This window comes from Pseudomonas sp. fls2-241-TYG-175 (assembly GCF_030209155.1).
GTDB lineage: Bacteria > Pseudomonadota > Gammaproteobacteria > Pseudomonadales > Pseudomonadaceae > Aquipseudomonas > Aquipseudomonas viridiflava.
This window is the reverse complement of sequence record NZ_JARVSO010000058.1, coordinates 25,776-52,107: the sequence shown is the minus strand read 5'-3', so window position 1 is coordinate 52,107 and position 26,332 is coordinate 25,776. Positions and strand designations below refer to the sequence as shown.

Genomic DNA, 26,332 nt, shown 5'->3' with positions numbered 1-26,332 from the left:
TCTGTGCCATTTGTGACGCGGAGCGTCACGGGAGGCATGCCCACGCAGAGCGATGAGCTGGGTAAACGCGGGGCAGGACCTTATCTGCTGGATCAGGCCTGAAACGTTGCGGACTCAGTCTGCCAGGTGGATGGCCAATGCTTTGGCCTGACTCGCCACATCATTCACAGCGGTACTCTCCCACCACATCCCGCGCAACGGTGGACCCATGGCGAACAGGCGTGAAGAATAACGGCCTTGCGCATCAAGCACGGCGCCACGGGAATCGGCTGCGATGCCCAGCGCCAAAGGCCCCGGCTGGATCAACCCTCTGGCCAGCAATTGACGCGGCAGAGCACGATCAACGCGACGCCAGTCGTATTCGATGCCGGTGGAATTGATCAACGCATCGCCAATGATTGACGATGGCTGATCATCGCCGCGATAACGCAGCGTGATCTGCACCTGCCCCGACGCCAGTGTCGAAACGCCCTGCAACGATGCGGCGTGGATGCTCAGTCGCCCTTCCTTCAAGAGCCGCGCGACCAGTGCCGCACTCGGCGGCGGTGAACGATGATGATGACTTTCCCACCAGGGCCGCACGTGACGGACGAATTGCCGACGCTGCCTGTCGGTGGCCTGATTCCACAATCGACCGATATTGGCGCGCACCGTGTCGAGCGGTGCTTGCCAGTCGATACCGCTCTCGATGGCCAGCTCACATTGCTCGCGGACCTTGCGAACCAACTGCCGGGTGCTGCGAATGCTGTGATCCTGACCGAGAAAATCCGGCCATTCAGGGGGCTGACGTCGTACGTGGGGCAGCAGTCCGTGACGGGAATAGACCTGAATGGGACCTCGGTGTCCGGCCTGTTCGAGCGACACCACGGCATCGACCATGGTCAGCCCGGAACCGATGATCAATACCCGCGCCTGCGGATCCAGCTCGCGCATGACCTCGACGTTCCATGGATCGAGCGCCGCCGCATTGAGCCCGCTCGACTCGCGCTGCGGCGTGCGCGATGCCGCATACATACCAGTCGCCAATACCGCGAAGTGACCTTGCAGTACGCGGCCATCAGCAAGCGTGGCGGACACACCGACGGCCTGCTCCTGAACATCCACCACTTCACCGCGCACGTGCTCGACGGTCGATCCACGGGTCGCGCCCAGTGCCTGGGCTTCCTTCAATCGCTGCTGAACGTAGAGTCCGAAAATACCGCGTGGCGGAAACAGCTCGGCGACCGGCACCCGTTGCGCGGCAGCCTCGGGCCAGCCGCCGTTGGCCAGGTATTCGGTGAGCCAGCGCGTCAGGTCGTCTGCATCATCCGCATCGGCACTCATGCGGGCGGCATTGCCATTGAGCGTGTGGCCGATCTCCGTTGCACTGTAAGCCTCACCGCGGCCCAGCTCTTCACGGGTTTCGACAATCAGGATTCGACGCTTTCCGGGTCTGCGCAACAATTGCACGGCCAGCATGGTGCCGCTCAGCCCGCCGCCGATAATTAGGATGTCGGCGGTCGGGTTATGGTCGTCGATCATCGAACGTGGCCTCTGGCGAATGTTGCAATGAATGGAGGTCGGTACGTTAAAGCACCACATTGCGCACAAAGCGCAGCGTGACGTCACCTTCGTTGCAATAACGGTGTGGCTGGTTACTGGGGAACATGTAGAACTCGCCGGGACCGACCTGCCGAGCCTCAAAGGCATCGGAAAACCGTATGGTCAGGTGCCCTTGCACGACGTAGACCTGCTCGCTCCAGCCTTCCGGATCGGCATCGGCTGCATACAGGTCGCCGGGCGCCAGGCAGAACTCCCACAACTCGACTTCGCGCCGCGCATTGGCCTTGGCCAGCAGAACGGCCTTGCTGCCGTGAATCCTACCTGCCCAGGCCAGTTCATTGATACGGCTGTGGTCGCGAATGTCTGGTGCCTGAATCAAGTCACTGAACGCCACTTCCAGCGCTTCGGCAACCCGATCCAGGGTCGCCAGACTGACGTTCCTTTCACCGGCCTCGATGGCCACCAGCATGCGCCGACTGACGCCGGACCGTTCTGCCAGAGCCGTCTGACTGAGTTCGGCCGCGTTGCGCAGGCGTCGCACGTTCTGACTGACATGCTGAAGTACCGGCGCGCGCTGGGAATTTTCTTTGTCCATGGGAGTGCTCATCCGAATCCGTTGCGCATTATACTGCACACTTTCGCGACGCCATTGTGTGTCGACCCGCTTGTTACAAGCAAGGCCGTGGGATCTGGAGCCGACATGAAGTCTATCAGCCGTACACCCCGTATCAGCAAGGCGGAAGCCGTACTCATCTTCATCACCATGCTGTGGGGTGGCACCTTCCTTCTCGTTCAGCACGCTATGACGGTCAGCGGTCCGATGTTTTTCGTCGGCCTGCGCTTCGCGGCCGCCGCCATGATCGTCGCGCTGTGCTCTATGAATGTCATGCGCGGGCTGACGCTGCTGGAGCTCAAGGCCGGTGTCCTGATCGGCGCCGCAATCATGCTCGGCTACGGCTTGCAGACCATTGGCCTGCAGACCATTCCCAGCAGTCAGTCGGCGTTCATTACCGCGCTCTACGTGCCGTTCGTACCTTTGCTGCAATGGCTGGTACTGGGGCGGCGTCCGGGTCTGATGCCGAGCCTTGGCATCGTCCTGGCCTTCACCGGCCTCATGCTGCTTTCAGGTTCGCAGGGCGCTTCGCTGCACATGAGTCCGGGCGAGATTGCCACCTTGATCAGCGCGGTGGCCATTTCCGCCGAAATAATCATGATCAGCGCCTATGCCGGCAAAGTTGACGTGCGGCGGGTCACCGTGGTGCAACTGGCGACCGCCTCGATCCTGGCGTTCCTGATGATCGTTCCGACCCAGGAACGGCTGCCGGACTTTTCCTGGTTACTGGTATTCATCGCCGTAGGGCTCGGTGCCATGAGCGCGGTGATTCAGGTCGCGATGAACTGGGCTCAGAAAAGCGTTTCGCCAACCCGGGCAACAGTGATCTATGCCGGTGAACCCGTGTGGGCAGGCATTGTCGGACGACTGGCTGGTGAGCGTTTGCCGGGTATTGCCCTGCTGGGCGGGGCCCTGATTGTGCTTGGGGTGATTGTCAGTGAAATGAGGCGTCGGCCAACGACCGTCGCCCCGATGGCCGTAGAAGAGCAAGGCGTGGAAAAAGCGGACTGAAACGACAGGATGATGCTGCAATTGAAATCAGACTCGGCCAGGATGGCTGACAAAACGCTATCAGACACTTTTTGTAGGAAATTCGAAAAACTGTCCCTTTGGTCTCGAAGTGTCTGGCACGTATGATGCTTGATATTTCCCCGCAGATTAGAAGCCTATGTCCCTGATAGTTCTACTGCTTCTGCCTTTTATCGGCAGCTGTCTGGCGGCGTTTTTGCCGCACAACGCGCGTAACGCGGAATCCCTTCTTGCAGGTCTCGTCGCCCTGATCGGCGCGGTTCAGATGGCCTTGTGGTTTCCGCAGATCGCAGACGGCGGTGTCATCCGCGAAGAGTATTTCTGGCTGCCGAGCCTGGGGTTGAGTTTCGTCCTGCGCATCGATGGCTTCGCCTGGTTGTTTTCCATGCTGGTGCTGGGAATCGGGGCACTGGTGTCGCTGTATGCCCGTTACTACATGTCACCGGACGATCCGGTGCCCCGCTTCTTCGCATTTTTCCTGGCTTTCATGGGCGCCATGCTCGGGCTGGTGATGTCCGGCAACCTGATTCAGATCGTGTTTTTCTGGGAACTGACCAGCGTGTTCTCGTTCCTGCTGATCGGCTACTGGCACCATCGCGCCGATGCCAGACGCGGTGCCTACATGGCGCTGATGGTCACCGGCGCAGGCGGTCTGGCCTTGCTGGCGGGGATGATGATTCTGGGTCATATCGTCGGCAGTTACGATCTGGACCGCGTTCTGGCCTCCGGCGACGCCATCCGTGCCCATGCGCTGTACCCGGTCATGCTGACCCTGGTCCTGATCGGCGCACTGAGCAAAAGCGCGCAGTTTCCCTTCCATTTCTGGCTGCCCCACGCCATGGCCGCGCCAACTCCGGTGTCGGCGTATCTACACTCGGCGACAATGGTCAAGGCGGGCGTATTCCTCATGGCGCGCCTGTGGCCTGCCCTTTCAGGCACCGAACAGTGGTTCTGGATCGTCAGCGGTGCCGGAGCCTGCACCCTGATTCTCGGCGCCTATGCCGCGATCTTCCAGAATGACCTGAAAGGCCTGCTGGCCTACTCGACCATCAGTCACCTTGGCCTGATCACCCTGCTGCTGGGCCTCAACAGCCCGCTGGCTGCCGTGGCTGCGGTGTTTCACATTCTCAACCACGCCACGTTCAAGGCCTCGCTGTTCATGGCGGCGGGCATCATCGACCACGAAAGTGGCACCCGGGATATCCAGCGACTCAGCGGGCTTATAAAGCTCTTGCCCTACACCGCGACGCTCGCCATGGTCGCCAGCGCCTCAATGGCCGGCGTACCGCTGCTCAACGGATTCCTCTCCAAGGAGATGTTCTTCGCCGAAACCGTATTCATTTCCGCCACTGCCTGGGTCGAAATCGCACTGCCTGTCGTGGCAACCATCGCCGGTGTATTCAGCGTGGCCTATTCATTGCGCTTCACGGTCGACGTGTTCTTCGGCCCGGCCGCCAAGGACCTGCCACACATGCCCCATGAGCCGCCGCGCTGGATGCGTGCTCCGGTCGAGTTTCTGGTGCTGGCCTGCATCATCGTCGGCATCTTTCCATCCCAGTCGGTCGCGCCGTTACTGGCGGCTGCCGCCCAACCGGTGGTCGGCGGAACCCTGCCCGAGTACAGCCTGGCGATCTGGCATGGCTGGAACGCGCCGATGATCATGAGTCTGGTGGCAATGGCCGGCGGTATCCTTCTTTACCTGCTGCTGCGCAACTCACTCAAGACCGACCGTTTTCCTGTTCCGCCGCTGGTAGGCCGCCTGAACGGCAAACGCTTCTTCGAACGCAGTCTGGTGGTCGTGATGCACTGGGCGCGGCGCTTCGAGCGCAAGGTCAGCACGCGCCGGCTGCAGCCGCAGTTGTTCCTGCTGGTGCTGGCGGCCGTGATGGGCGGCTTCATTCCGATGTACTTCAGTGGTCTGACCTGGGGGGATCGTCCGAAGATTCCGGGCTCCGGCGTGTTCGTGACACTGTGGCTGATTGCGATTGTCTGCGCGCTCGGCGCGGCATGGCAGGGCAAGTATCACCGACTCGCAGCACTGGTCATGGTCAGCGTCTGCGGCCTGATGACCTGCATCACCTTCGTATGGTTCTCCGCGCCTGACCTGGCGCTTACCCAGCTCGTTGTCGAAGTCGTGACGACTGTCCTGATCCTGCTCGGCCTGCGCTGGCTGCCACGTCGTAACGAAGACGTCGCAGCCACCAGTACCCGACTCAGAGCCCGCACCCGCCGGATACGCGACTTCGTGCTGGCGGTCATGGTCGGCCTTGGCATGGCGATCCTGTCCTATGCCATGCTGACCCGCCAGACACCCAACGCCATCTCCTCGTTCTACCTAAGCCGTGCCCTTCCGGAAGGCGGCGGCACCAACGTGGTCAACGTCATGCTGGTGGACTTCCGCGGCTTCGACACCTTTGGCGAGATCACCGTGCTGGCCGCTGTCGCACTGACGGTCTTCGCCCTGCTGCGTCGTTTCCGCCCGCCCAAGGAAAGCATTCCATTACCTGCCCAGCAGCGTCTGCTGGCACGCGACGTTGTCACCGATCTGATCAACCCGCGCGGCGCCAGCGACACCGCACTGGGCTTCATGATGGTCCCGGCAGCACTGGTACGCCTGCTGCTGCCAATCGCCTTCATCGTGTCGATGTACCTGTTCATGCGCGGCCACAACGAGCCGGGCGGCGGTTTCGTTGCCGGGCTGGTCATGTCGGTGGCGTTCATTCTGCAATACATGGTCGCCGGCACGCAGTGGGTAGAAGCACAGATGAGCCTGAGGCCCTTGCGCTGGATGGGCACCGGCCTGCTGTGCGCCGTGCTCACCGGGGCAGGCTCGATGGTGCTGGGTTATCCGTTCATGACCACCCACACCGCGCATCTGCACTTGCCGATCCTGGGTGATATCCACTTCGCCAGCGCATTGTTCTTCGACGTCGGCGTCTATGCCGTGGTCGTGGGCGCGACGCTGCTGATTCTTACCGCGCTGGCTCACCAGTCGGTACGCAGCCATCGCCCGACCCCGTTGCCCAAGCCTGTCGCCAACCCGCAAGGAGCCCTCTGATGGAAGAAGTCATCGCAATCGCCATCGGCGTTCTGGCCGCGTCAGGTGTGTGGCTGATGCTGCGCCCGCGTACCTTCCAGGTCGTGATGGGCCTCTGCCTGCTGTCCTATGGCGTGAACCTGTTCATCTTCAGCATGGGCAGCCTGTTCATCGGCAGAGAGCCGATCATCAAGGACGGCGTTCCCCAGGACCTGCTCAACTACACCGATCCCCTGCCCCAGGCACTGGTGCTGACGGCCATCGTGATCAGTTTTGCCATGACCGCGCTGTTTCTGGTTGTGCTGCTGGCTTCCCGAGGCCTGACCGGCACCGACCACGTTGATGGCCGGGAGCCCAAGGCATGAGCTGGCTGAATCAACTGATCATTGCCCCCATACTGCTGCCACTGGCGACGGCCGGGCTGATGCTGTGGCTGGGCGAGAAACGTCGCCCGCTCAAAGGCCGTATCAATCTGTTTTCCAGCTTGCTCGGGCTGGGTATCTCCGTCGTGCTGCTGTTCTGGGTCCAGGACACCGGCAGCACCGGTTCGATAGGCGTGTACCTGCCGGGTAACTGGGGCGTACCGTTCGGCATTGTGCTGGTGGTGGATCATCTGTCGGCCATGATGATGGTGCTGACCGGCATTGTCGGCGTCTGCGCCCTGCTGTTCGCCCTGGCGCGCTGGGACCGGGCTGGCGCCAGTTTCCACGCACTGTTCCAGATTCAGCTGATGGGCCTGTACGGCGCGTTCCTGACCGCCGACCTGTTCAACCTGTTCGTGTTTTTCGAGGTCCTGCTCGCAGCCTCCTACGGCCTGATGCTGCATGGTTCCGGACGCGCCAGGGTCACCTCGGGTCTGCACTACATCTCGATCAACCTGCTGGCCTCATCGCTGTTCCTGATTGGCGCCGCCCTGATCTACGGGGTGACAGGCACCCTGAACTTTGCAGATCTTGCGATCAAGATCCCGCAAGTATCCGAAGCCGATCAGGGCCTGCTGCACGCCGGGGCCGCGATTCTGGCCACCGCGTTTCTGGCCAAGGCTGGCATGTGGCCCTTGAACTTCTGGCTGGTCCCCGCCTACTCCGCCGCCAGCGCTCCGGTTGCGGCGATGTTCGCGATCATGACCAAGGTCGGCATCTACACCCTGCTGCGTCTGTGGACACTGCTGTTTTCAGGTCAGGCGGGGGCGTCGGCGTTCTTTGGCGGCGACTGGCTGATTTACGGCGGCATGGCAACCATCGTCACGGCGGCCATTGCAATCATTGCGGCCCAGCGGCTGGAGCGCATGGCCAGCCTGAGCATTCTGGTCTCGGCAGGCATTCTGTTGTCGGCCATCGGCTTCGCGCAGCCAAGCCTTACTTCCGGCGCGCTGTTCTATCTGGTCAGCTCTACGCTGGCCCTGAGCGCGATGTTCCTGCTGGCCGAGCTGGTCGAGCGCTCGCGCTCGGCCAACGAGATTCCGCTGGAAGAAGACGCCGACCAGTTGCCGCGCACACTGGAATCACTGCATCCACCGCCCGGCACCAACCTGGACGAAGAGCAGAAAGTCGTGGTCGGGCAAGTCATCCCGGTCACCATGGCATTTCTGGGCCTGAGTTTCGTGATCTGCGCACTGCTGATCATCGGCATGCCGCCGCTGTCCGGCTTCATCGGCAAACTGACCCTGCTCAGTGCGCTCATGAACCCGCTCGGCCTGGACGTTGCACAGGACGAAGCCCTGTCGACGCCTGCCTGGATGCTGATCGGCCTGCTGATCTTCTCGGGGCTGGCCTCGCTGATCGCTTTTTCCAGACTCGGCACCCAACGATTCTGGACCCCCTACGAACGCCCTTCGCCGATCCTGCGTCGCAACGAATGCCTGCCGATCATCATCCTGCTGGGCCTGTGCGTTGCCCTGACGTTCAAGGCCGAACCATTGCTGCGCTACACCCAGGACACGGCAGCCGCCTTGCATGAACCCAAGCAGTACGTGCAGTCGGTTCTGGCAACGCGTCCGGTGCCAGGCCCCAACAGCAACGCTGGCGCGCCGGAGGTACAGCCATGAAGCGCCTGTTCCCCGCCCCCGTTTTTTCTCTGGCCCTGTGGGCACTGTGGCTGGTGCTGAACCTGTCCATCAGTCCGGGGCATCTGTTGCTGGGCGCCGTGCTGGGCTTTCTGGCGCCGTTGCTCATGGCGCCGCTGCGACCGTTGCCGGTGCGCATTCGCAAGCCGGGCGTCATTCTCAAATTCCTGCTGATGGTCGGGTGGGACGTGGTGGTCTCCAACTTCCAGGTCGGCGTGAGTGTCTGGCGACTCAAGCGTCGTCCGCCGCGCTCGGCCTTCGTCCGGATACCGCTGGACCTGCACGACGCCCATGGCCTTGCCGCGCTGGCGATGGTGACCACGGTAGTACCTGGGACTGTCTGGTCGGAACTGGCGCTGGATCGCAGCGTGCTGTTGATGCATGTCTTCGATCTTGAGGATGAAGCGCAATTCATCGAGCACTTCAAGACCGTCTATGAGCGCCCCTTGATGGAGATTTTCCAATGAGTGCCCTGCTCGACACTGCCATTCTGATCAGCCTGCTGATCTTCGCCCTGTCCATGGTCATTACCCTGATCCGGCTGATCAGAGGACCGTCTGCCCAGGACCGCGTACTGGCGCTGGACTACCTGTACATCACCGCGATGCTGATGATGCTGGTGCTGGGTATCCGTTATGCCAGTGACACGTACTTCGAAGCCGCCATGCTGATCGCACTGTTCGGCTTCGTCGGCTCATTTGCCCTGGCCAAGTTTCTGCTGCGCGGAGAAGTAATCGAATGACTTCACTACCGATGAACGTGCCTTTCTGGGCCGAGGTACTGACTGCCGTGCTGTTGATTGCCAGCAGCCTGTTCACCCTGACCGGAGCACTGGGGCTGCTGCGCCTGAAGGACTTTTTCCAGAGAATGCACCCGCCTGCCCTGGCTTCGACACTGGGTGCCTGGTGCGTCGCGCTGGCCTCGATCATCTACTTCTCCGCACTCAAGTCGGAGCCGGTGATTCACGCCTGGCTGATCCCTGTCCTGCTGGCGATCACAGTCCCTGTGACCACACTGCTGCTGGCGCGAACCGCGCTGTTTCGCAAGCGCATGGCCGGCGATGACGTACCGGCGGAAGTCAGCGGCGGACGCAACGAAGGCGAGTCCGCTGGCGGATGACGAGCACAATGCCAGCGTTATTCGCTGGCCTTGAATGACAGTTCGCCCTTGCGCCATTTTGCAGCCTTGCCGACAGCCGTCTTGAGCGTCTTGCTCATGCCGGACTGAAGCTGTTCAGTGGCGGCAAACACCATGAACACCGTGTGACCTTCCTTGAACACGATACCGTGACCTTCAGCGGTATCGACAAACGCGTAATCGCCCAGGCCGTAGACGGTCAGTTTGATTTCACGGAATTTGATTTCGAACTTCCCACCCTCACGGCTCGGCAATACAGAGGCGCGAAAATGATCACCGACCTTGAGTTCAAGGCGCGGCTTGTCATCGACGACCATGGCGGACTCGGTGTCGATCTCTGCGATGTAGATGCCTTCGGCCGACTGTTCGGTGACATAGACAAAACGTGATTGAAACTGCTTGACCAACTGTGCCCGCAGATCGCCGAGCACGAATAACGCGTGCGTATCCAGGTTGCTTACAGCCAAAGTACAAACCCCCAACGTGATAAATGATGCTGCCCGGTATGCGGGCAGTTAAAAGTCGTTCATCCGTGTTGCCGCATGGCGCGACCAAGACCTGCTGACGCGCTGCACTGCGGGATGCCAGGCAGGCCACCACGTACCCTGTGCAGGCTGGCGACGGATTCTACCGGCTCACAGCGTCAACGGGATATATACCTTTTGTACAAACGATGTCGCACAGGCGTCACCTGCGATGAACCCGAGACGCCCTGGACACGTAAGGGGTACCTGATTCTCACTGAGGAGTGACTCGTTGCATGTATGAACATAGCACTTGCCTTGCGTATAAGAAAAGTCGGCTCATCTCCAGGGAAAAATGCATCGAACTCTTGTCCGGGCAGACCACTCCGATGCAGGACCAATGACTGTACGGGGTTCGCCCTCGTCGAGGAGATGACATGGAATTGCCCAACCCTGACCTGCCAGGCCTGTTCGCCCAATTGGGTCTGGATAATGACGAGAACAGTATCGATGCCTTTGTTGCCCGACATCGACTGCCCGATGAGGTGAAACTGATCGACGCCGAATTCTGGACCCCCCAACAGGCAGCATTCCTCAAGGAAGAGCTGCGTGCCGATGCCGAGTGGGCACCTGTTGTCGACGAATTGAACGTACTTCTGCACAAGCAGCCCTGACCGAAAAAGAGTGATGCAGGTCAGCCTGCATCACTCTCCCAAGCTTATTGAGGATAGCCATGCTGTCCGACATTGGGATGCAGCACCCGTCCACCTGGCTCCGGCGCATGCACGAACACCGCGTCACCCAGACTGCCCAGCCTGCCTATCGCCGCGCTCCAGTGCGCCGAATGATGAATGTAGCGCCAGCGAAGAATTTTCTCTTCATCGTCGCTCAGCGTGTATGGGTCCCCCCGCGCATAATCGATCAGCTTGCAGGCAATGCCTTCAAGTTCGGGCGGCAGCTTGAGCTCCTGCACGATGGGAATCGGTTTGAACGGTACGCCTTCGTCACAGGCCAGCGCATGCATGACGCGCAGATGCACCCGTGACAGATGGCCGAACACCTGACGCCGCAGACAGACAGCAATGACCGTCGAACGCCCCCCGAAAGATCCCATGCCGCGAGACCGGCACTGTTCATCACACACCTGAACCTGCAGCGACGCCTGAGTGTCCAGCGGATCGATCCAGCGCTCTGCATCCATCTCGCTCAACTCGGCCTGCGCTTGCAGCCATGCCGACGTCGATTCGTGCAGATCGCCGGCATACAGCGTGCTGACACGTGGCCGGGTCAGCATTACGCTTTCCTCCATCTGCGGCAGGTAACCACCGCCGATGTCGGCATGCGCGCCCGGCAGCACGATTTCTCGCGGCCACACCGGCCTGATGCTGTTCAGCGCAAAATTGCGGCGCAATTCATCACGGGCCACCAGATGCAGGACCTGCTGCGCGCAATCGGGCGGCAGGTAAAGGTTGACGCGTCGATTGGCCGAATCACTGACGTTGCCCAGATCCTTGAGGCTGCCGATGGCAGCGACGGTATCGAACAGACCGACCACCTTGATCCGCACGCTGCCGTTTTTCCAGCTGAAGTCTTCGCTCAACCGAACCTTGCGGCTGCCCAGTACAGGCTCAAGCAGGCCGGCGGACTGTTTGATCACTTCGTTCACGAAGTGCCTGGCCGACGCGGCGCCCCGGCTGAATCCAAAGACATCCAGTTCGATCGCCTCGATGACGCACCCCGGATTGAGTTGCGGAAACGCTCTGAGGCGCGAGTCCAGCTTTCTGATCGCCCGCTCGACCTTGGCCACCACGCCCGTGGGGCCACGTCCAAAACTCTGGCCCGGCCAGAGCGAATCGCGACTGCCCGATGTCGTTCCCGCGCCACTGACATAGATCGGCCAGTAAACCCGTAGTCCACCCCCATCATTGGCGGCAATCTGTTGATCACGATAGAGATCGACCAGCCTGGCGATATTGGTCAGATCATTGCTGTAACTGCTGGAAGGATCGCAATGGCGCCCTGCACATTCCCTGATATGCCGTTCGCCATTGACTTCCATAAGCGCCTGACAGTCCGCGCCGATCCGGCTATTGAGTCGGTTATTGCCTGTTCCATCGAAGAAAACGCCTGCCCGTATGGTGACGCGCAGTGCAGCCGAGTCCGAAACGGTAGCGTCTTCTTTAACATTCCCTGTATTTTTCATCCTGTTTCCGTCCTTAGATGTTCCCAGTAGCGGCGATTGTCAAATCAACTATTTACGCCGTTGATTCAACTAGCTTGCTCAGCCCACAAGAACAGTCAAGTCACAGAAAGACTTTTCAGAAACTTCCTACAACAATAAAACACTCACACTAAATCAGGGCAAACAAACCCGATAAAAATAGAGAAACAATATTTTTATATATCAGCCACCGCAACAAACATATTCAAACTGGTTGCCGCCATTTTGAACGCCACTCAACTGCAAGTGAGTTATCCGTCACTTCAAGGCTGCGGCTTCAGGCTTGTAGCCCAGTCTAAGCCCACCCCAATGCCTGCCCTTGACCATGATCGGAACCGACAGGTCATGCATCAGCTCACCGGTGTCGCGGGTGTAGGTCTGCAGCAGCACGGGCTGTTGATGGCTGCCGCAACGGATGCCGGTGCGATCATCGAATTTGCGCTTGCTGCGGTTGCGGGCGTTGTCGACAGCAGCGTCGCCGGTCAATGGCTGGTTGAAGGCATTGTTGTGAGTCGGTACGTAACCCTGTTGCGTGCAGGCGATGGCGAACACCAGCCCTTCATGCCGCGACAGCAAAGGCTCCTGCACATCAGGCAGGACCTGATCGGTATAGCGGTCGAACCGGGTATTGAAACGCGTCGGCAACGTATTCGGGATGGGTTTGTACTGCCGGTCGAACAGATCATCGAGGCTGACGGTGCCCCGCTCGATGTCGGCTTCAAACTTCGCCGCGATCTGCTGCGCCCCCTCGCGGGCCAGGTCGTAGATGCGCTGGTGGTAATCATCCAGGCCGACCTGCGCCAGACGCTGACTGATGGTTTCGGCCTGCCCCTCCATCTGCACGGCAGCTTTAGCCAGATGCCGGGTCTGCTCGTCGCTGACGGCCAGATCGCCGCGCATGCGCTCAACGGCTTCGAACAGGCCTGCCAACTGGTCCTGATTGGTCTGTGCGCCATGGGCAATTTCACCCACCTGGCTCTCCACCTCGACCGCCAGACGCGCGATGCTGTCCAGGTGCTCACCGGTCAGTTCCACCTGCTGGACACCACTGTCCAGATCCGCTGACAACTGGCGAATCTGTTCGACCACCTGGGTGGTGCGTTGCTGGATATCGGCAACCATCTGCCCGACTTCCTGCGTGGCACTGGCGGTACGACCGGCCAGCCCGCGCACCTCATCGGCCACGACGGCAAACCCGCGCCCGTGCTCGCCGGCGCGTGCGGCCTCGATAGCGGCGTTGAGCGCCAACAGATTGGTCTGGCTGGCAATGGACTGAATCACCATCGTCACGCGCTGGATTTCCTCGCTGCGCTGATTCAGTGCCTCGATCAGTTCACGGCTCTCCACCGCTCCCTGACTCAGGCGGTGCATGCGCTGAATGGATTCGTTCAGAACCACGCTGCCCGCATCACTGCGCTGGCGGGCCTGGCTGGCCGCGCTGAGGGCCTGTTGGCTCAACTGGGCCGTCTGCCGTTCTGTCGTGATCATGACGTCGGCGCTGCTCACCACTTGTTCCGCAGCATCGAGTTGCGACTGCACCCGACCGGCCAGTTGACGCACGGAAAACGCGACTTGCGCAGCGGATAGCGCGTTGTGGCTGGTGGTGCGGGACAGATCGCGGGTCAGATTACCGATGGCGCTGTCTTCAGACACGACGGCGGGGCGAGCGGCGTTGGCGGGCAGCAGACGTGGCAGCCAGATCACCAACAGGGCGACCGGCACGGCGAGGTAAAGGGAGACGCTGACAAAATTGATCGCCGCCAACAGCAGGCACAGCGCGAGCGTCTGTATAACGGGCACCCAGGACCGGTTTGCCACGAAAGCGTTGTCGGACATGCTGCATCACCCCAAGCGTTTATTTATCGTTGTTTGTCCTCATTAAACGCCAGAAACAGGCCATCTGCCATGAGCCATTGGTGGTAAGGGCAATATTCCTTTCAATAAAACGCAGGCACAAGAAAACCGGGAGGCAATCGCTTGCCTCCCGGTTTCGTGACACCTGCCCGCTGCCTGTGAATCAGGCCTGGCGCTGGTGCTTGTCGATCTGCTCGTGGCGCTCTTGCGCTTCGATGCAATACTTGGTCGTCGGACTGATCAGCAGGCGTTTCAGGCCGATCGGCTCGCCGCTGTCATCACACCAGCCAAACGTGTCTTCAGCGATACGCGACAGCGCCATTTCCAGCTGCGGCAGCATGCGCTGATCACGATCGATCACGTTCACCAGCCAGTGACGCTCTTCTTCCACAGAAGCAGCATCGGCGGGATCTGCTGGGGTATCCAGGCTCTCGATAGCGATGCGGCTTTGCTCGATTCGCTCGTGGATTTCGACCTTCATGTTCTGCAACAGCTCGACGAAGAAAGCGTGCTGCTCGGCGTTCATGTAGTCATCGGCCGGCATGGCCAGCAACTTTTCCTTTGTCATTGATTTCTCTATAAAAAAACGTGCATTGAGGAGCGGCTCAACGTTGCCGTACAAGCGCCATGATCTCCAAGCGCCACCTGGCACTCAATTTACGAGGGGCGGCAGTCTAAGGCCGCCTCGCGCACTCGGCAACACAATTGAAGTCTTTTGGCCAACAATTGCGCGGCAGCCCCTGAAAACCGGGCACCAAACCTGTATTACGCTGGGTTGGATGAGGGTCTGACCGACACAGAACCAATCGGTTCCAGCAACCTTATAACGCACAAAAGGGCCTCGAAGGCCCTTGTGTGCGCAGGTTGCTCTCAGCGCTTGGTCTTGCGCTTGTTGCGATACTGGTCGATGACCACCGCTACCACAATGATCAGCCCCTTGATGATGTCCTGAACGTAGGCATCCACCCCGACGAACGTGAACCCGCTGGCCATGACGCCGAGGATCAGTGCGCCGATCACCGTACCGGTGATGCGCCCCACCCCGCCCGCCAGACTGGTGCCACCAATTACCGCAGCGGCGATGGCGTCCAGCTCATAGGACATGCCCATCCCGGCCTGCCCGGTTGCTGCCCGCGCCGACGCAACGACACCGGCAAGACCGGCCAGCAAACCGGCGATGCTGTAGACAATGACCAGATGACGCTTGACGTTGATCCCGGAAGTACGGGCCGCCTGCATGTTGCCGCCGATGGCATAGGTGTACTTGCCGTACTTGGTGTAGCGCAGTGCGATGTGGAAGATGACCGCGACCACCAGAAAGATGATCACCGGCATCGCGCCTTGGCCAATGGCGGTGTAGGAGTCAGACAGCATGCTCACTGGCTGACCTTCGGTGTAGAAGCGCGCCAGCCCGCGGGCCGACACCATCATGCCGAGGGTCGCGATGAACGGCGGAATGCCGGTGATGGCAATGATGCTGCCGTTGATCGCACCGGCCAGCAATCCAACCCCCAGCCCGACCACCACCGGTATCCACACCGGCAGATCGGTCAGCGACGGAAAGACCGCACGGGAGAAATCCGAGGTCTGCGCAAGGCTGGCGGCAACCATCGCCGACAACGCCAGTACCGATCCTGAAGACAGGTCGATGCCGGTGGTGATGATCACCTGCGTCACGCCAATGGCCAGCAGACCAATGATCGACACCTGCAGGATCATCAGCACCAGCCGCTGCGAATTGAGCAGGAAGCTCTGATCGCGGACGATCCAGCCGAACAGTTCGAAGATCAGACCGATACCGATCAGGACCAGAAAAATGCTCAGTTCGGTCGGCAGTCGCCGTTTGTTCTTGGTCGGCGCCAGGGCCGGCTTGTTCTGCAAGATAGCGTTGCTCATGGTGTTACCCTCTTGTTCTTGTTCTGGCGTGTTCTTCTGGCCGAGGCCAGCCCTGCGAACTCAATGGACTCGATGTCCGGAAGCCAGATGCATGACTTTTTCCTGAGTCGCTTCACTGCGCGGCAGGATCCCCATCATTTCGCCTTCGTGCATGACCATGACCCGGTCGCTCATGCCCAACACTTCGGGCAATTCCGAGGAAATCATGATGACCGCCATGCCTTCGCTGGCCAGAAAGGCGATCAGTCGGTAGATCTCGGCCTTGGCACCCACGTCGATACCGCGGGTCGGCTCGTCGAGAATCAGAACTCTGGGGTTGGTCATCAGCCAGCGGGCCAGCAGCGCCTTCTGTTGATTGCCACCGGACAGTGTGTCGATGCATTGTTCCAGCGACGGTGTCTTGACCCGCAGCTTCTTGCACATGTCTTCGCACAGTGCCCGTAAGGCCTTCTGTTTGACGAAGCCATTGCCTGCGTAATTGGCCAGTACTGCCATTTCCATGTTTTCCATCACTGAAAGGCAGGGAAACAGTCCGGTCAGTTTCCGATCCTCGGTCAGCAGCGCAAACCCCAGCCCAATGGCCTGATGAGGATCGCCGATGCGCACCGCTGCGCCATCGTAGTGAATCTCTCCGCCGTCGCTGGGCGTGATGCCGAACAGGGTTTCCGCCACATTGGTACGGCCCGAGCCCATCAGCCCTGCAATGCCGAGAATCTCACCGGCATGCAGATCGAAGGACACGTCCTTGAAAATGCCATCCAGGCGCAGATCACGTACCGATAGAAGCAGATCGCCGATCGGTTTTTCACGTTCCGGGAAAAGCTGGGTCAACTCGCGACCGACCATCATCGAAATCAGGCTGTCGCCGTCCATGCTTTCGGCGCGCTGCAGGCCGATGTAGCAACCGTCACGAAACACCGCCACTTCGTCTGCGATCTCGAACACTTCATTCATCTTGTGGGTGATGTAGATGATGCCCTTGCCCTGCGCACGCAGGTCGGAAATGATCGAAAACAGATGCGCGACTTCGGTTTCGGTAATGGCCGAGGTGGGCTCGTCCATGATCAGGACATCGGAGTTGTAGGAAACTGCCTTGGCGATCTCGACCATCTGCCGCTCGGCGATGCTCAGATTACCCACCAGCTCTTCCGGATCCAGCTTGATGCGCAGGCGTTCGAGCAGTTCGGCGGTGCAGCGGAACATCTCCCGGTGGTCGATCATGTGCAGGCCGTTGAGCTGCTCACGGCCGATCCAGATATTCTCCGCAATGCTCATGAACGGCATCAGGTTCAACTCCTGATGGATCATGGCAATCCCGGACTGCAGGGCCGACAGCGGCGTGTCAAACGTGACGGGCTTGCCTCGCAGGCGAATTTCGCCTGCGTCGGGCTGATAGATACCGGCAATGATTTTCATCAGGGTCGATTTGCCGGCACCGTTCTCGCCCATCAGCGCCAGTACGCTGCCGGGACGGACCCGCAGTTGCACATCGTTGAGTGCAATGACGCCTGGAAAGCCTTTACTGATATTGCTGATTTCCAGCAGATAAGGCGGTTGGGCATTCAGGACATCGTGACCTGCACTACCGGAGGAATCGCGCTGGGCGGGGGTGGGGGTGGCAGTCGCTGAACCGGGCATGGTAACAAGCTCCTCAAGCGACAGGACCGGGGCGCAGGATCCGCCCCGCCTGTTGGCTGTTCTTATTTGAAGGTGACGACGTTTTCAGGCGTGATCAGGCGGTACGGAATGACGATGGTCTGAGACGCCAGGGTCTCCTTTTTCGCCAGCTTCACGGCCGCATCGATAGCGCCGTTGGCCTGACCCTTGGCATCCTGAAAGACCGAGACCGTCAGGTCACCCTTGGTGATCGCGTTGAGCCCGTCGGGCGTGCCGTCCACACCGGCCACGAATACCGAGCCCTGCTTCTTGCCAGCCTGCTTCAGGGCCATCGCCGCACCGATTGCCATTTCATCGTTGTTGGCGAGTACGGCGTTGAAATCCCGGCCCTGGGTAATCCAGTCATTAGTCAGGTCCATGCCTTTCTGGCGCGACCAGATGCCGGTCTGTTCCTGGTCGATCTTGATGCCGGGGTATTTTTTCAGCACTTCCTTCACGCCGTCGGTACGGCCTTTCGTGGAGTTGTTGGCCAGATCACCCAGCAGAATCATCACGCTGCCCTTGCCGCCCATTTTCTCGGCGATGTATTGCATCTGCAGCCGACCGGCCTCGACGTCGTCGGAGGTCACGGTAGCAACGCCTGCAGGCAGTTTGGGATCATCCGGACGGCGGTTGACGTACACCAGCGGAATGCCGGCCGCGACCGCAATCTTGGTGATTCTGGCAGTGGCGGCGGTGTCCACAGGGTTGACGATCAGGGCGTCGACTTTCTTGCCGATCAACTCCTGGACCTGATCGAGCTGCTTGTTCACATCAGCCCGGGCGTCGACAAACTGCAGCGACACGCCATCGGGCATGGTCTTGGCCTTGGCGCTCATGTCTTCGCGCAGGTAGGTCAGCCAGGTGTCGTCGAATTGCGACATGGCCACGCCCACCTTGATATCGGCCAGGGCGGCACCGCTGCCGAGCATCAGCGCCAGCGCCATTGCGGTGAAACGAATCGGGGTCTTCATGAAGGTCTGTCTCCAAATTCTTGTTGTTGTTCGGACTTGGTAACGACGTAGCGATGAAGCTATCAAGCAAGGGGTGACTTATCGGGGCAGGCGCACGCCGGTCGCGCCGGGAATGCAGAACAGCAATGCATCCTTGTGGCGCACACACATGCCGCTTGCAACGAGGGTCAGGAAGCGCTCCATGAGCCGGAGCCAGAATGCAGGGGGTGCAGAACGGCTGGCGGGTACGCCAGAAATGGGGGTTTTCATCGACATTACCTATCTTGTTTTTGTTGGCTTGCTACCTGTGACGTTCAGACATGTCTGACAGCCCAGAGGGTTCGATAGTCGGTAACCTGAAAACGACTCTATTGGAAAATATTTTCCAATTCAACTGATTTTAGAATTTATTCTGTTTTTTCTTTTGTCTGCCCGAGAATGCCAGAAAGCCCGACTCCCTGATGGGTGCCGGGCTATCCGAATGCATCTATTCATCCACTCAAAACGTTACAGAACCACGACGCGCCCCTCACGTGAACTCAGACGTGCCGCGTCCATGACCTGGGCCGAGGCGACGGCATCGTGCGGATCCACAGGCAGCGGACCCTGTCCGTGGACCGCATCCTGCAACTGGCGATAGAACGCCAGCCAGCAGCCGCGTTCGGAAGGCACCCGCTCACGATGATCGCCCTGCTCGAACCAGCCCCAGCGTCGATGTTCCTCGACGCCCCAGCGCTCGCCTTCGGAGCGCGGAGTCAATCCGGCAAACGCGGCGTCTTCCTGACCGTCCAGCCCTTCGACGCTGTAACAGCCCTGTGAGCCGCTGACCCTGAAGCGCGGCCTAGGGGTGTTCTGCAGACAACTGCCGGAGAGGTGCGAAACCACACCATTGGCATGGGTCAGCGCGACGAAGAAGGTATGGTCCAGCTCACGTTCGGCGCCTGCGAACTGCAGCTCGGCGTAGACCCGCTCTACCGGTCCGAAGAGCACCAGTGCCTGATCCACCAGGTGACTGCCCAGATCACGCAGCACCCCGCCGCCACTTGCCTTGCCCACCGAGCGCGGCGAATAACGTTCGATACTGGACTCGAAACGGCTGATCGTGCCCAGCACCTGGTTGTCGATCAGCTTGCGCACCGTCAGAAAATCCGAATCCCAGCGTCGGTTCTGATAGACGCTGAGCAATACGCCACGCCGTTCGGCGGCCTCTACCAGCTCGCGGGCCTGCGCAGCATCGTTGGCGAACGGTTTATCGCTGACCACGCCCACACCCAGCTCGATGGCTTCCAGTATCAGCTCACGACGTGACGCCAAGGGCGTAGAAATCACCACCACATCGACGCCGGCCTTTACCAGCTCAGCCAGCGTGTCGAAGGAGGCAACGCCGGGATGATCATTGGCCACTTCCTGCCGTCGCTCGGGTGACCGGGTGACGACACCCACGAAGGTAGCGTCGGGCAAACTCGAAATCAGCGTGGCATGAAAGTAACGTCCTCCCTTGCCATAACCCACCAGTCCTGTTCGCATGGCATTCTCCTGTCCAGCAATCGCCTGGCAATGGTTCAAAACAGGCGCCGCTGATAAAGCGGCGCCTTTGCGTCAGCCTCCGTTCAGTTGTAAAACACCGGGCGTTGTTCCAGGCTGATCGGCACGATCGCCCCGCTGCCCTGTGCCTGGACGCAGGCATCGGCGGCGACCGCAGCGCAATAGCCATCCCAGGCCGAAGGACCCGTGAGTGTGCCAGCAGAGACGCCATCAATGAAAGCCTGCAACTCGACGTCATAGGCGGCGATGAAACGGTCCTTCCAGTCCATCAGGATCGCGTTGGACAGTTTGGCCTCACTGCGCAACTGGACTTGCGACGGCTCAGGCAGTTTGGCAATGCCGGTTTCGCCGACCACTTCACACTGAATGTCATAGCCATACTGGCAGTTGACGAAGACCTCGACATCGATACGTGTGCCACGCGCGGTTTCCAGCATCACGATCTGCGGGTCGCGCATGTGGGCAAGCGCCTTGCTGGTCTTGCGCGGGAAGACCACTTGCACCGAGACGTAATCGTCGTTGAGCAACCAGCGCAGCACGTCGAGTTCATGAATCAGCGTGTCGGTGATCGCCATGTCGGTCTTGTAGTTCTCGCCGACCCGCGGGTTGCGGTGCGCGCAGTGCAGCATCAACGGCTCGCCGATCTGGCCACTGTCGATCACCGCCTTGAGGGCGCGGTAGCCATGATCGTAAGGCCGCATGAAACCGACCTGCACCAGACGCCTGCCCCCTGCGATTTCGGCTTCGACGATGTGTCGGCAACCTGCCGCCGTTACGGCCAGCGGCTTTTCGCAGAACACCGGCTTGCCTGCGGCAATGGCGGCCAGCACGTACTCTTCATGGGTTGCACCCCATGAGCAGACCAGCACCGCTTCCACGTCGGGCGCGGCGATCAGCGCATGGCCGTCGGCGTACACCTCGGCACTGATGCCCAGATCGCTCACCACTTTTGCGGCCTGCTCCAGATTGATGTCGGTGACGGCCACCACCTGGCTGCCGATCAAGGCCTTGCTGCAACGCCGGATATGATCCTGACCGATTGCGCCTGTACCGATCACACCTAGTTTCAAAGTCATTTCACTGTCCTGTATGAATGATTGTTCTTGTTTGAAGGTCTGCAAAAACGCTTTTGATCAATACTGACGGGCCTTGGCCAGTTGCTGGTTGAGTTTTTCGTACACCTGGGCCGTGGTGCCGGTGGTCGAAACCTCGGCCACTCCGACCCGCCACCACGACAGGTATTTGTGAATCATGGTCTTGGGCAGAACCTTGATGTCGATCAGGGTCGAGACGGTCTGACGCTGTGCATCCGCCAGCGCTTCGTGCAACTGTTCGGCGGTGCTGACCTTGTAGGTCTTGCAGCCATATGCCGCCGCGCTCATGGCGAAATCAACCGGCACGAAATCGCCGTCGAGCTGGCCGGTCTCTTCGTTGCGGAAGCGGAACTCGGTGCCGAAGCTGTTCATGCCGTGTTCCATCTGCAGGTTGTTGATACAACCGAACGTCATGTTATCGAGCAGCACGATGTTGATCTTGCGCCGCTCCTGAATCGAAGTGGCCAGCTCGGAGTGCAGCATCATGTAAGAGCCGTCCCCCACCAGCGCGAACACCTCCCGCTGCGGCTGGGCGAGCTTCACACCCAGCGCGGCGTTGACCTCGTAACCCATACAGGAGTAACCGTACTCGACGTGATAGGTATCGACGCCGGTGCTGCGCCAGGCACGCTGCAAGTCCCCGGGCAAGCTGCCCGCTGCGGCGACGATCACCGCATCGGCTGGCAGGTTCTGATTGAGAATGCCCAGCACGCGGCTCTGGGTCAGGCACGAGCCGGTCAGCTCGATGAAATCGCGCAGCACGGCCGGATCCATGTGGTCGTTGATTTCCGGTACGAAACCCTCGGGCTGATATTCCACGGCATACACGCGGTCGACTTCGGCATCCAGTTCGGCCTTGGCCGCTCGTGGTGCGTCGCCCCAGGCAGCCCGGTAGTCGCGGCTTTCCAGCTGTCCGGTCAGCGCCTGCAAGGCCACCTGCGCATCAGCCAGCACTTGCACGCCGTCCAGCTTCTGCACATCGAAGGCGCCGACATTGAGGTTGAGAAACTGCACGTCCGGGTTCTGGAACAGCCATTTGGACGCGGTGGTGAAATCGCTATAGCGGGTGCCGACGCCGATGATCAGGTCCGCTTCCTTTGCCAGCCGATTGGCCGCGATAGTGCCGGTTTCGCCGATGCCGCCCATGTTCAACGGGTGCGCCGAGACGATGGCACTCTTGCCCGCCTGGGTTTCAGCGAAGGGAATACCGAAGCGTTCGGCAAAAGCCTGCAGGGCCTGCGCAGCCCCGGAATAGCGCACGCCCCCGCCGCATATAAGCAGCGGCTTGCGCTTGCCGACGAGCAACGCCAGCGCGTCGTCGAGCATTGCCTGGCTGGGCGGTCGACGGTCGATGCGGTGCACGCGTTTCTGCAGGAAGCTGTCAGGATAATCCCAGGCTTCGGCCTGTACATCCTGTGGCAGTGACAGCGTCACGGCGCCGGTGTCGGCCGGATCGGTTAGCACGCGCATGGCGTTGAGCGCTGCGCTCATCAACTGCTCGGGACGGTTGATGCGATCCCAGTATTTACTCACGGCCTTGAACGCGTCGTTGGTGCTGATGCTCAGGTCATGGAATTGCTCGATCTGTTGCAGCACCGGGTCCGGCTGGCGGCTGGCGTACACATCACCGGGCAGCAGCAGCAACGGAATACGGTTGGCCGAAGCCGTGGCCGCTGCCGTAATCATGTTCGCCGCACCCGGCCCCACCGACGAGGTGCAGGCGTAGATCTTGCGACGCAGGTGTTGCTTGGCAAAGCCGATCGCCGCGTGGCACATGCCCTGCTCATTGCGGCCCTGATGGACAACCAGCTCGCCGCTGTCCTGTTCCAGTGCCTGGCCCAGGCCCAGCACATTGCCGTGACCAAAGATGGTGAACACGCCAGCGACGAATTTGCTCTGCACGCCATCGATTTCGACGTACTGGTTATCAAGAAACTTCACCAGAGCCTGAGCCATGGTCAGTCGGGTAGTACTCATGCTCGCACCTTGTTGTTGTTTGAGGTGGAAGGTGTTTTCAGCCCGCCGCTACAGCGCGAGACAGGTGGCCCATGCTTGCCGACATTGCCTGAGAGATGTCGTCCAGCGCATGCACGCTCTCGGCAAACGGCTCGAAGGACAGGTAGCCGGTGTAGCCGCCGCCCAGCAGGCGCTCGATCTGTGAGGCATTGCCAAGAATGTCCGCCTCGCCCACCAGCACCCGATGCCCGTCGCGAATGCTGTTGAGCGGCGCATCTGCGTCTTCGACGCCGGAGATGTGCACCAGTCCGGTCAGCTCCGGAAACAGCTCGACCTCGCCCGCCAGATGGTGGTGAAAGGTGTCATGAACCAGACGAAACACATCCAGCCCGCCCACCTGCTTGATCGCATCGACCGCCTGACGCTTGAGGCGCAACGAGCACTCCTCGAACCCCAGCGGCTCGACGAAGCCCAGAAGACCATGCTCGCGCAGGATCGGCGCCAGCGCCGTCAAGGCGGTGCGCAGGGCCGAGGCACGTTGTGCGGCATTGCGCGGGTCGGCACGGTCGTTGAGTGGACACAGCACCAGCCCCTCGGCACCACAGTCACGGGCGTACTGCGCCAGCTTCGTCACCTGGGCATGGCGCTCATCGTTCCAGACATCGAACGGATACAGCGCATTGATCGACAGGACGCGCACACCTTTTGCGGCGCACTGCTCACGCACTACCTGTGGCAGCGTGCCGTCCTCGATCTCGATGCCCTTCAGGTCATTGCGGATTTCGATCGCATCGGCCCCGAGGCTGACCGCCATATCAAGAAAATCAACCAGCGACAGACGCGGTGCGACCATTCGGTTGAGGGCAAAACGCAGGGGTTGGCTCATTGTTTTTGTTCTCCACTTCCCGTTGAAGAAAACTACTTGGCGGTCGGCATGCTGAATTCAGGGCCTTTGGCGATACTGTCCGGCCAGCGCTGCATGACACTTTTGTAGCGGCTGTAGAAGCGCAGACCTTCTTCGCCGTAGGCATGGTGATCGCCGAACAGCGAGCGCTTCCAGCCGCCGAACGAATGCCAAGCCATCGGCACCGGAATCGGCACGTTGATGCCGACCATGCCGACCTTGATGGAACGGGCGAACGCACGTGCCACACCGCCGTCACTGGTGAAGCACGACACGCCGTTGCCGAATTCGTGAGCGTTGATCAGCTCGACCGCACTGGCAAAATCAGGCGCATGCACGATGCCCAGCACCGGTCCGAAAATCTCCTCCTTGTAGATCTGCATGTCGGGCGTGACGTTATCGAACAGCGTCGCACCGACGAAGAAGCCCTGCTCGGCACCCGGCACCTTGAAGTTGCGCCCGTCGACGATCAGTTTCGCGCCCTCTTTGACGCCCTGGTCGATGTAACCCTCGACCTTGGCTTTGTGCACGGCAGTGACAAGCGGCCCCATGTCCGAATCGGCGTTCATGCCATTACCGACCTTGAGCTGGTCGATGCGCGGCAGCAGTTTGTCGATCAGTGCCTGACCCACGTCACCCACGACGACAGCGATGGAGATCGCCATGCAGCGTTCGCCAGCCGAGCCGAAGGCAGCGCCAATCAAGGCATCGGCGGCCTGATCCAGATCGGCATCGGGCATCACGATCATGTGGTTCTTCGCACCGCCCAGCGCCTGGACGCGCTTGCCGTGCGCCGTGCCCTGCTGATGGATGTACTCGGCAATCGGTGTCGAACCGACGAAGGACACCGCTTCGATATCAGGGTGCTGCAACAGCGCATCCACAGCGACCTTGTCGCCCTGCACCACGTTGAACACGCCATCGGGCAGACCGGCTTCCTTCAGCAGGCGCGCCATCAACAGGCTGGCAGACGGATCACGCTCGGACGGTTTGAGAATGAAACAGTTGCCGGTGACGAGCGCCATGGGAATCATCCACAGCGGCACCATGACCGGGAAGTTGAACGGCGTGACACCGGCGCAGACGCCCAGTGGCTGGCGCAGGTTCCAGCTGTCGATACCGCCACCGATGTTGTCGCTGAAATCGCTCTTGAGCAGGCTGGGAGCACCGCAGGCAAATTCGACGATCTCGATGCCGCGTACCACTTCGCCACGCGCATCGGACAATACCTTGCCATGTTCGCGGCAGATGATCTGCGCCAGCTCGTCATGATGACGGTCCAGCAATTCCTTGAATTTGAACATCACGCGGGCGCGGCGCAGTGAAGACTGATCGGCCCAGGCCGGGAAAGCCGCTTTCGCTGACGCAACCGCTTCATCGACGGTCTTGAGGCTGGCCAGCGCCACGCGTGCCTGAACACTGCCGAGCGCCGGATTGAACACGTCGCTGTAGCGCTCGCCATCGCCGTTGTGCACCTGCCCGTTGATGTAGTGGCCGATCACCGGTGAATCGCTCATCTGACTGACTCCATGTAAAAGAGAGAATTAAAGTTCCAGCAGCCAACTGTGCTGCGGATCGTTATGGAACTGCCACGCGCGGGTCGGACCGGCCATCACGTTGAGGTAATAGGATTCGTAGCCATAAGGCACGGTGACCGGGTGATAGCCCTTGGGCACGACCACCAGATCGCTGTTTTCCACGGCCATGGCCTGATCGATGCTGCGGTCGTCGGTGTAGACGCGCTGGAACACGAACCCCTGAGGCGGATTGACCTGGTGGTAGTAGGTTTCCTCGAGAAAGCTCTCGTGAGGCAGATTGTCCAGGTCATGCTTGTGGGGCGGGTAGCTGGAGGAGTGGCCGGACGGCGTGCGCACTTCGACAACCAGCAGCGAATGAGCGACTTCGGTGTCCGGCAGGATGTCGCACACGTAACGGGTGTTGGCGTTCTTGCCGCGCACGCTGCGCTTCATGCTGTCGGGTGTGATCAGCCGCGCCGGGGCGCGCTTCGTGCGGTCGCCGGGCGCTTTGCAAACCGCGAGATGGGCCGGCCCCAGCGCGGTGAATTGTGCCTGACTGTCAGGCGGCAGGTAGACCGCAAACGGCGATTTCTCTTCGAACACAGAGTGTCGGTCACCGATGTTTTCCCAACTGAACGCACCCTGCCCCGGCGCTTCGCCGCTGACACTGGCATGTCCGGTGAGCAGCACCACACACAGCTCGTGGTCACCGGCGTTCAGCGGGAGACGGTCCCCGGCCTCGAGCCGGTAGGCGGAGAAGCCCACGTACTCGAGTGCGCCCTCAGGTAGCGCAACGATGTCTCGACCCTGAGCTTCGCTTTTGATCAACAGATTCATTGTCCAGTCCTC

Annotated in this window: 24 protein-coding genes; 8 read left to right on the top strand and 16 right to left on the bottom strand. The window is 60.4% G+C overall.

Going from position 1 to position 26,332, the window contains the following annotated elements; all coding sequences use genetic code 11:
• Positions 1-114: 114 nt before the first annotated feature.
• A complete protein-coding gene (locus tag QRN20_RS25855; RefSeq protein ID WP_122412520.1) occupies positions 115-1,521 on the bottom strand; it encodes an FAD/NAD(P)-binding protein in 1,407 nt (468 codons plus the stop codon).
• A 46-nt stretch (positions 1,522-1,567) separates the two neighbouring features.
• Entirely contained in the window at positions 1,568-2,137 is a 570-nt protein-coding gene (locus tag QRN20_RS25850; RefSeq protein ID WP_029241443.1) for a helix-turn-helix domain-containing protein, read from the bottom strand.
• 105 nt (positions 2,138-2,242) lie between these two features.
• Between QRN20_RS25850 and QRN20_RS25845 the strand changes: the two genes are divergently transcribed.
• The 7 genes from QRN20_RS25845 to QRN20_RS25815 all read left to right on the top strand — a co-directional run bounded on the left by QRN20_RS25845 (position 2,243) and on the right by QRN20_RS25815 (position 9,405).
• Positions 2,243-3,166 carry a DMT family transporter gene (locus tag QRN20_RS25845; RefSeq protein WP_122412519.1) on the top strand — a complete coding sequence of 308 codons (924 nt, stop codon included), beginning with the start codon at positions 2,243-2,245 and terminating at the stop codon, positions 3,164-3,166.
• A 157-nt stretch (positions 3,167-3,323) separates the two neighbouring features.
• Complete coding sequence (locus tag QRN20_RS25840; RefSeq protein WP_029241445.1) at positions 3,324-6,242, top strand: monovalent cation/H+ antiporter subunit A; 2,919 nt, start codon at positions 3,324-3,326, stop codon at positions 6,240-6,242.
• The gene (locus QRN20_RS25835; protein ID WP_004883771.1) at positions 6,242-6,586 is read left to right on the top strand and encodes a Na+/H+ antiporter subunit C; all 345 of its coding nucleotides are present in this window, start codon (positions 6,242-6,244) and stop codon (positions 6,584-6,586) included. The genes QRN20_RS25840 and QRN20_RS25835 overlap by 1 nt, the downstream gene beginning before the upstream one ends.
• Positions 6,583-8,268 carry a monovalent cation/H+ antiporter subunit D gene (locus QRN20_RS25830; RefSeq protein WP_029241446.1) on the top strand — a complete coding sequence of 562 codons (1,686 nt, stop codon included), beginning with the start codon at positions 6,583-6,585 and terminating at the stop codon, positions 8,266-8,268. Before QRN20_RS25835 ends, QRN20_RS25830 begins: the two co-directional genes overlap by 4 nt.
• On the top strand, positions 8,265-8,753 hold the full coding sequence (locus tag QRN20_RS25825; protein WP_004883773.1) for a Na+/H+ antiporter subunit E: 489 nt from the start codon (positions 8,265-8,267) through the stop codon (positions 8,751-8,753). Before QRN20_RS25830 ends, QRN20_RS25825 begins: the two co-directional genes overlap by 4 nt.
• The gene (locus QRN20_RS25820) at positions 8,750-9,028 is read left to right on the top strand and encodes a K+/H+ antiporter subunit F (RefSeq protein WP_004883774.1); all 279 of its coding nucleotides are present in this window, start codon (positions 8,750-8,752) and stop codon (positions 9,026-9,028) included. The genes QRN20_RS25825 and QRN20_RS25820 overlap by 4 nt, the downstream gene beginning before the upstream one ends.
• Positions 9,025-9,405 (top strand): Na+/H+ antiporter subunit G, encoded by a 381-nt coding sequence (locus QRN20_RS25815; RefSeq protein ID WP_025993046.1) that lies wholly within the window; start codon positions 9,025-9,027, stop codon positions 9,403-9,405. Before QRN20_RS25820 ends, QRN20_RS25815 begins: the two co-directional genes overlap by 4 nt.
• Before the next feature lie 17 nt (positions 9,406-9,422).
• On the opposite strand, the gene QRN20_RS25810 is transcribed toward QRN20_RS25815, so the two are convergent.
• A complete protein-coding gene (locus QRN20_RS25810) occupies positions 9,423-9,890 on the bottom strand; it encodes a hypothetical protein (RefSeq protein ID WP_004883776.1) in 468 nt (155 codons plus the stop codon).
• 434 nt (positions 9,891-10,324) lie between these two features.
• Here QRN20_RS25810 and QRN20_RS25805 point away from each other — a divergent pair, with 434 nt between their 5' ends.
• Positions 10,325-10,561: a DUF2789 domain-containing protein gene (locus tag QRN20_RS25805; protein ID WP_043304461.1), complete on the top strand. Its 237-nt coding sequence runs from the start codon at positions 10,325-10,327 to the stop codon at positions 10,559-10,561.
• A gap of 44 nt (positions 10,562-10,605) precedes the next feature.
• On the opposite strand, the gene QRN20_RS25800 is transcribed toward QRN20_RS25805, so the two are convergent.
• From QRN20_RS25800 to iolB, 13 genes are all read right to left on the bottom strand, one after another.
• Complete coding sequence (locus QRN20_RS25800) at positions 10,606-12,090, bottom strand: T6SS phospholipase effector Tle1-like catalytic domain-containing protein (protein ID WP_285361520.1); 1,485 nt, start codon at positions 12,088-12,090, stop codon at positions 10,606-10,608.
• Positions 12,091-12,366: 276 nt separating this feature from the next.
• A complete protein-coding gene (locus tag QRN20_RS25795) occupies positions 12,367-13,944 on the bottom strand; it encodes a methyl-accepting chemotaxis protein (RefSeq protein WP_122412515.1) in 1,578 nt (525 codons plus the stop codon).
• Positions 13,945-14,125: 181 nt separating this feature from the next.
• The gene (locus tag QRN20_RS25790; protein ID WP_004883780.1) at positions 14,126-14,530 is read right to left on the bottom strand and encodes a TraR/DksA family transcriptional regulator; all 405 of its coding nucleotides are present in this window, start codon (positions 14,528-14,530) and stop codon (positions 14,126-14,128) included.
• Positions 14,531-14,832: 302 nt separating this feature from the next.
• Positions 14,833-15,858, bottom strand: coding sequence for an ABC transporter permease (locus tag QRN20_RS25785; RefSeq protein ID WP_025993042.1), 1,026 nt, complete (start codon positions 15,856-15,858; stop codon positions 14,833-14,835).
• A gap of 60 nt (positions 15,859-15,918) precedes the next feature.
• Positions 15,919-17,496, bottom strand: a complete 1,578-nt coding sequence (locus QRN20_RS25780) for a sugar ABC transporter ATP-binding protein (protein ID WP_004883782.1) — start codon at positions 17,494-17,496, stop codon at positions 15,919-15,921.
• A gap of 62 nt (positions 17,497-17,558) precedes the next feature.
• The gene (locus tag QRN20_RS25775; protein ID WP_029241451.1) at positions 17,559-18,488 is read right to left on the bottom strand and encodes a sugar ABC transporter substrate-binding protein; all 930 of its coding nucleotides are present in this window, start codon (positions 18,486-18,488) and stop codon (positions 17,559-17,561) included.
• A gap of 78 nt (positions 18,489-18,566) precedes the next feature.
• Positions 18,567-18,737 (bottom strand): hypothetical protein, encoded by a 171-nt coding sequence (locus tag QRN20_RS25770; protein WP_155400970.1) that lies wholly within the window; start codon positions 18,735-18,737, stop codon positions 18,567-18,569.
• Between the two features lie 237 nt (positions 18,738-18,974).
• Positions 18,975-19,994, bottom strand: coding sequence for a Gfo/Idh/MocA family protein (locus QRN20_RS25765; protein WP_285361517.1), 1,020 nt, complete (start codon positions 19,992-19,994; stop codon positions 18,975-18,977).
• An 83-nt stretch (positions 19,995-20,077) separates the two neighbouring features.
• On the bottom strand, positions 20,078-21,088 hold the full coding sequence (gene iolG, locus QRN20_RS25760; RefSeq protein ID WP_122429141.1) for a bifunctional inositol 2-dehydrogenase/D-chiro-inositol 1-dehydrogenase: 1,011 nt from the start codon (positions 21,086-21,088) through the stop codon (positions 20,078-20,080).
• A gap of 57 nt (positions 21,089-21,145) precedes the next feature.
• A complete protein-coding gene (gene iolD / locus QRN20_RS25755; RefSeq protein WP_058431168.1) occupies positions 21,146-23,083 on the bottom strand; it encodes a 3D-(3,5/4)-trihydroxycyclohexane-1,2-dione acylhydrolase (decyclizing) in 1,938 nt (645 codons plus the stop codon).
• Between the two features lie 37 nt (positions 23,084-23,120).
• On the bottom strand, positions 23,121-23,948 hold the full coding sequence (locus QRN20_RS25750) for a TIM barrel protein (RefSeq protein WP_058431167.1): 828 nt from the start codon (positions 23,946-23,948) through the stop codon (positions 23,121-23,123).
• A gap of 32 nt (positions 23,949-23,980) precedes the next feature.
• On the bottom strand, positions 23,981-25,483 hold the full coding sequence (locus tag QRN20_RS25745) for a CoA-acylating methylmalonate-semialdehyde dehydrogenase (protein ID WP_285361515.1): 1,503 nt from the start codon (positions 25,481-25,483) through the stop codon (positions 23,981-23,983).
• A 27-nt stretch (positions 25,484-25,510) separates the two neighbouring features.
• Complete coding sequence (iolB, locus tag QRN20_RS25740) at positions 25,511-26,320, bottom strand: 5-deoxy-glucuronate isomerase (RefSeq protein WP_025993035.1); 810 nt, start codon at positions 26,318-26,320, stop codon at positions 25,511-25,513.
• Positions 26,321-26,332: the final 12 nt, after the last annotated feature.

Coding starts and splice junctions, on each gene's coding strand:
- QRN20_RS25835 (WP_004883771.1), top strand. CDS start 6,242: ATGGAAGAAGTCATCGCAATCGCCATCGGCGTTCTGGCCGCGTCAGGT.
- QRN20_RS25745 (WP_285361515.1), bottom strand. CDS start 25,483: ATGAGCGATTCACCGGTGATCGGCCACTACATCAACGGGCAGGTGCAC.
- QRN20_RS25855 (WP_122412520.1), bottom strand. CDS start 1,521: ATGATCGACGACCATAACCCGACCGCCGACATCCTAATTATCGGCGGC.
- QRN20_RS25780 (WP_004883782.1), bottom strand. CDS start 17,496: ATGCCCGGTTCAGCGACTGCCACCCCCACCCCCGCCCAGCGCGATTCC.
- QRN20_RS25750 (WP_058431167.1), bottom strand. CDS start 23,948: ATGAGCCAACCCCTGCGTTTTGCCCTCAACCGAATGGTCGCACCGCGT.
- QRN20_RS25790 (WP_004883780.1), bottom strand. CDS start 14,530: ATGACAAAGGAAAAGTTGCTGGCCATGCCGGCCGATGACTACATGAAC.
- iolD (WP_058431168.1), bottom strand. CDS start 23,083: ATGAGTACTACCCGACTGACCATGGCTCAGGCTCTGGTGAAGTTTCTT.
- QRN20_RS25830 (WP_029241446.1), top strand. CDS start 6,583: ATGAGCTGGCTGAATCAACTGATCATTGCCCCCATACTGCTGCCACTG.
- QRN20_RS25820 (WP_004883774.1), top strand. CDS start 8,750: ATGAGTGCCCTGCTCGACACTGCCATTCTGATCAGCCTGCTGATCTTC.
- QRN20_RS25805 (WP_043304461.1), top strand. CDS start 10,325: ATGGAATTGCCCAACCCTGACCTGCCAGGCCTGTTCGCCCAATTGGGT.
- QRN20_RS25850 (WP_029241443.1), bottom strand. CDS start 2,137: ATGGACAAAGAAAATTCCCAGCGCGCGCCGGTACTTCAGCATGTCAGT.
- QRN20_RS25800 (WP_285361520.1), bottom strand. CDS start 12,090: ATGAAAAATACAGGGAATGTTAAAGAAGACGCTACCGTTTCGGACTCG.
- QRN20_RS25845 (WP_122412519.1), top strand. CDS start 2,243: ATGAAGTCTATCAGCCGTACACCCCGTATCAGCAAGGCGGAAGCCGTA.
- QRN20_RS25825 (WP_004883773.1), top strand. CDS start 8,265: ATGAAGCGCCTGTTCCCCGCCCCCGTTTTTTCTCTGGCCCTGTGGGCA.
- QRN20_RS25815 (WP_025993046.1), top strand. CDS start 9,025: ATGACTTCACTACCGATGAACGTGCCTTTCTGGGCCGAGGTACTGACT.
- QRN20_RS25795 (WP_122412515.1), bottom strand. CDS start 13,944: ATGTCCGACAACGCTTTCGTGGCAAACCGGTCCTGGGTGCCCGTTATA.
- QRN20_RS25765 (WP_285361517.1), bottom strand. CDS start 19,994: ATGCGAACAGGACTGGTGGGTTATGGCAAGGGAGGACGTTACTTTCAT.
- QRN20_RS25775 (WP_029241451.1), bottom strand. CDS start 18,488: ATGAAGACCCCGATTCGTTTCACCGCAATGGCGCTGGCGCTGATGCTC.
- QRN20_RS25785 (WP_025993042.1), bottom strand. CDS start 15,858: ATGAGCAACGCTATCTTGCAGAACAAGCCGGCCCTGGCGCCGACCAAG.
- QRN20_RS25840 (WP_029241445.1), top strand. CDS start 3,324: ATGTCCCTGATAGTTCTACTGCTTCTGCCTTTTATCGGCAGCTGTCTG.
- iolB (WP_025993035.1), bottom strand. CDS start 26,320: ATGAATCTGTTGATCAAAAGCGAAGCTCAGGGTCGAGACATCGTTGCG.
- QRN20_RS25770 (WP_155400970.1), bottom strand. CDS start 18,737: ATGAAAACCCCCATTTCTGGCGTACCCGCCAGCCGTTCTGCACCCCCT.
- iolG (WP_122429141.1), bottom strand. CDS start 21,088: ATGACTTTGAAACTAGGTGTGATCGGTACAGGCGCAATCGGTCAGGAT.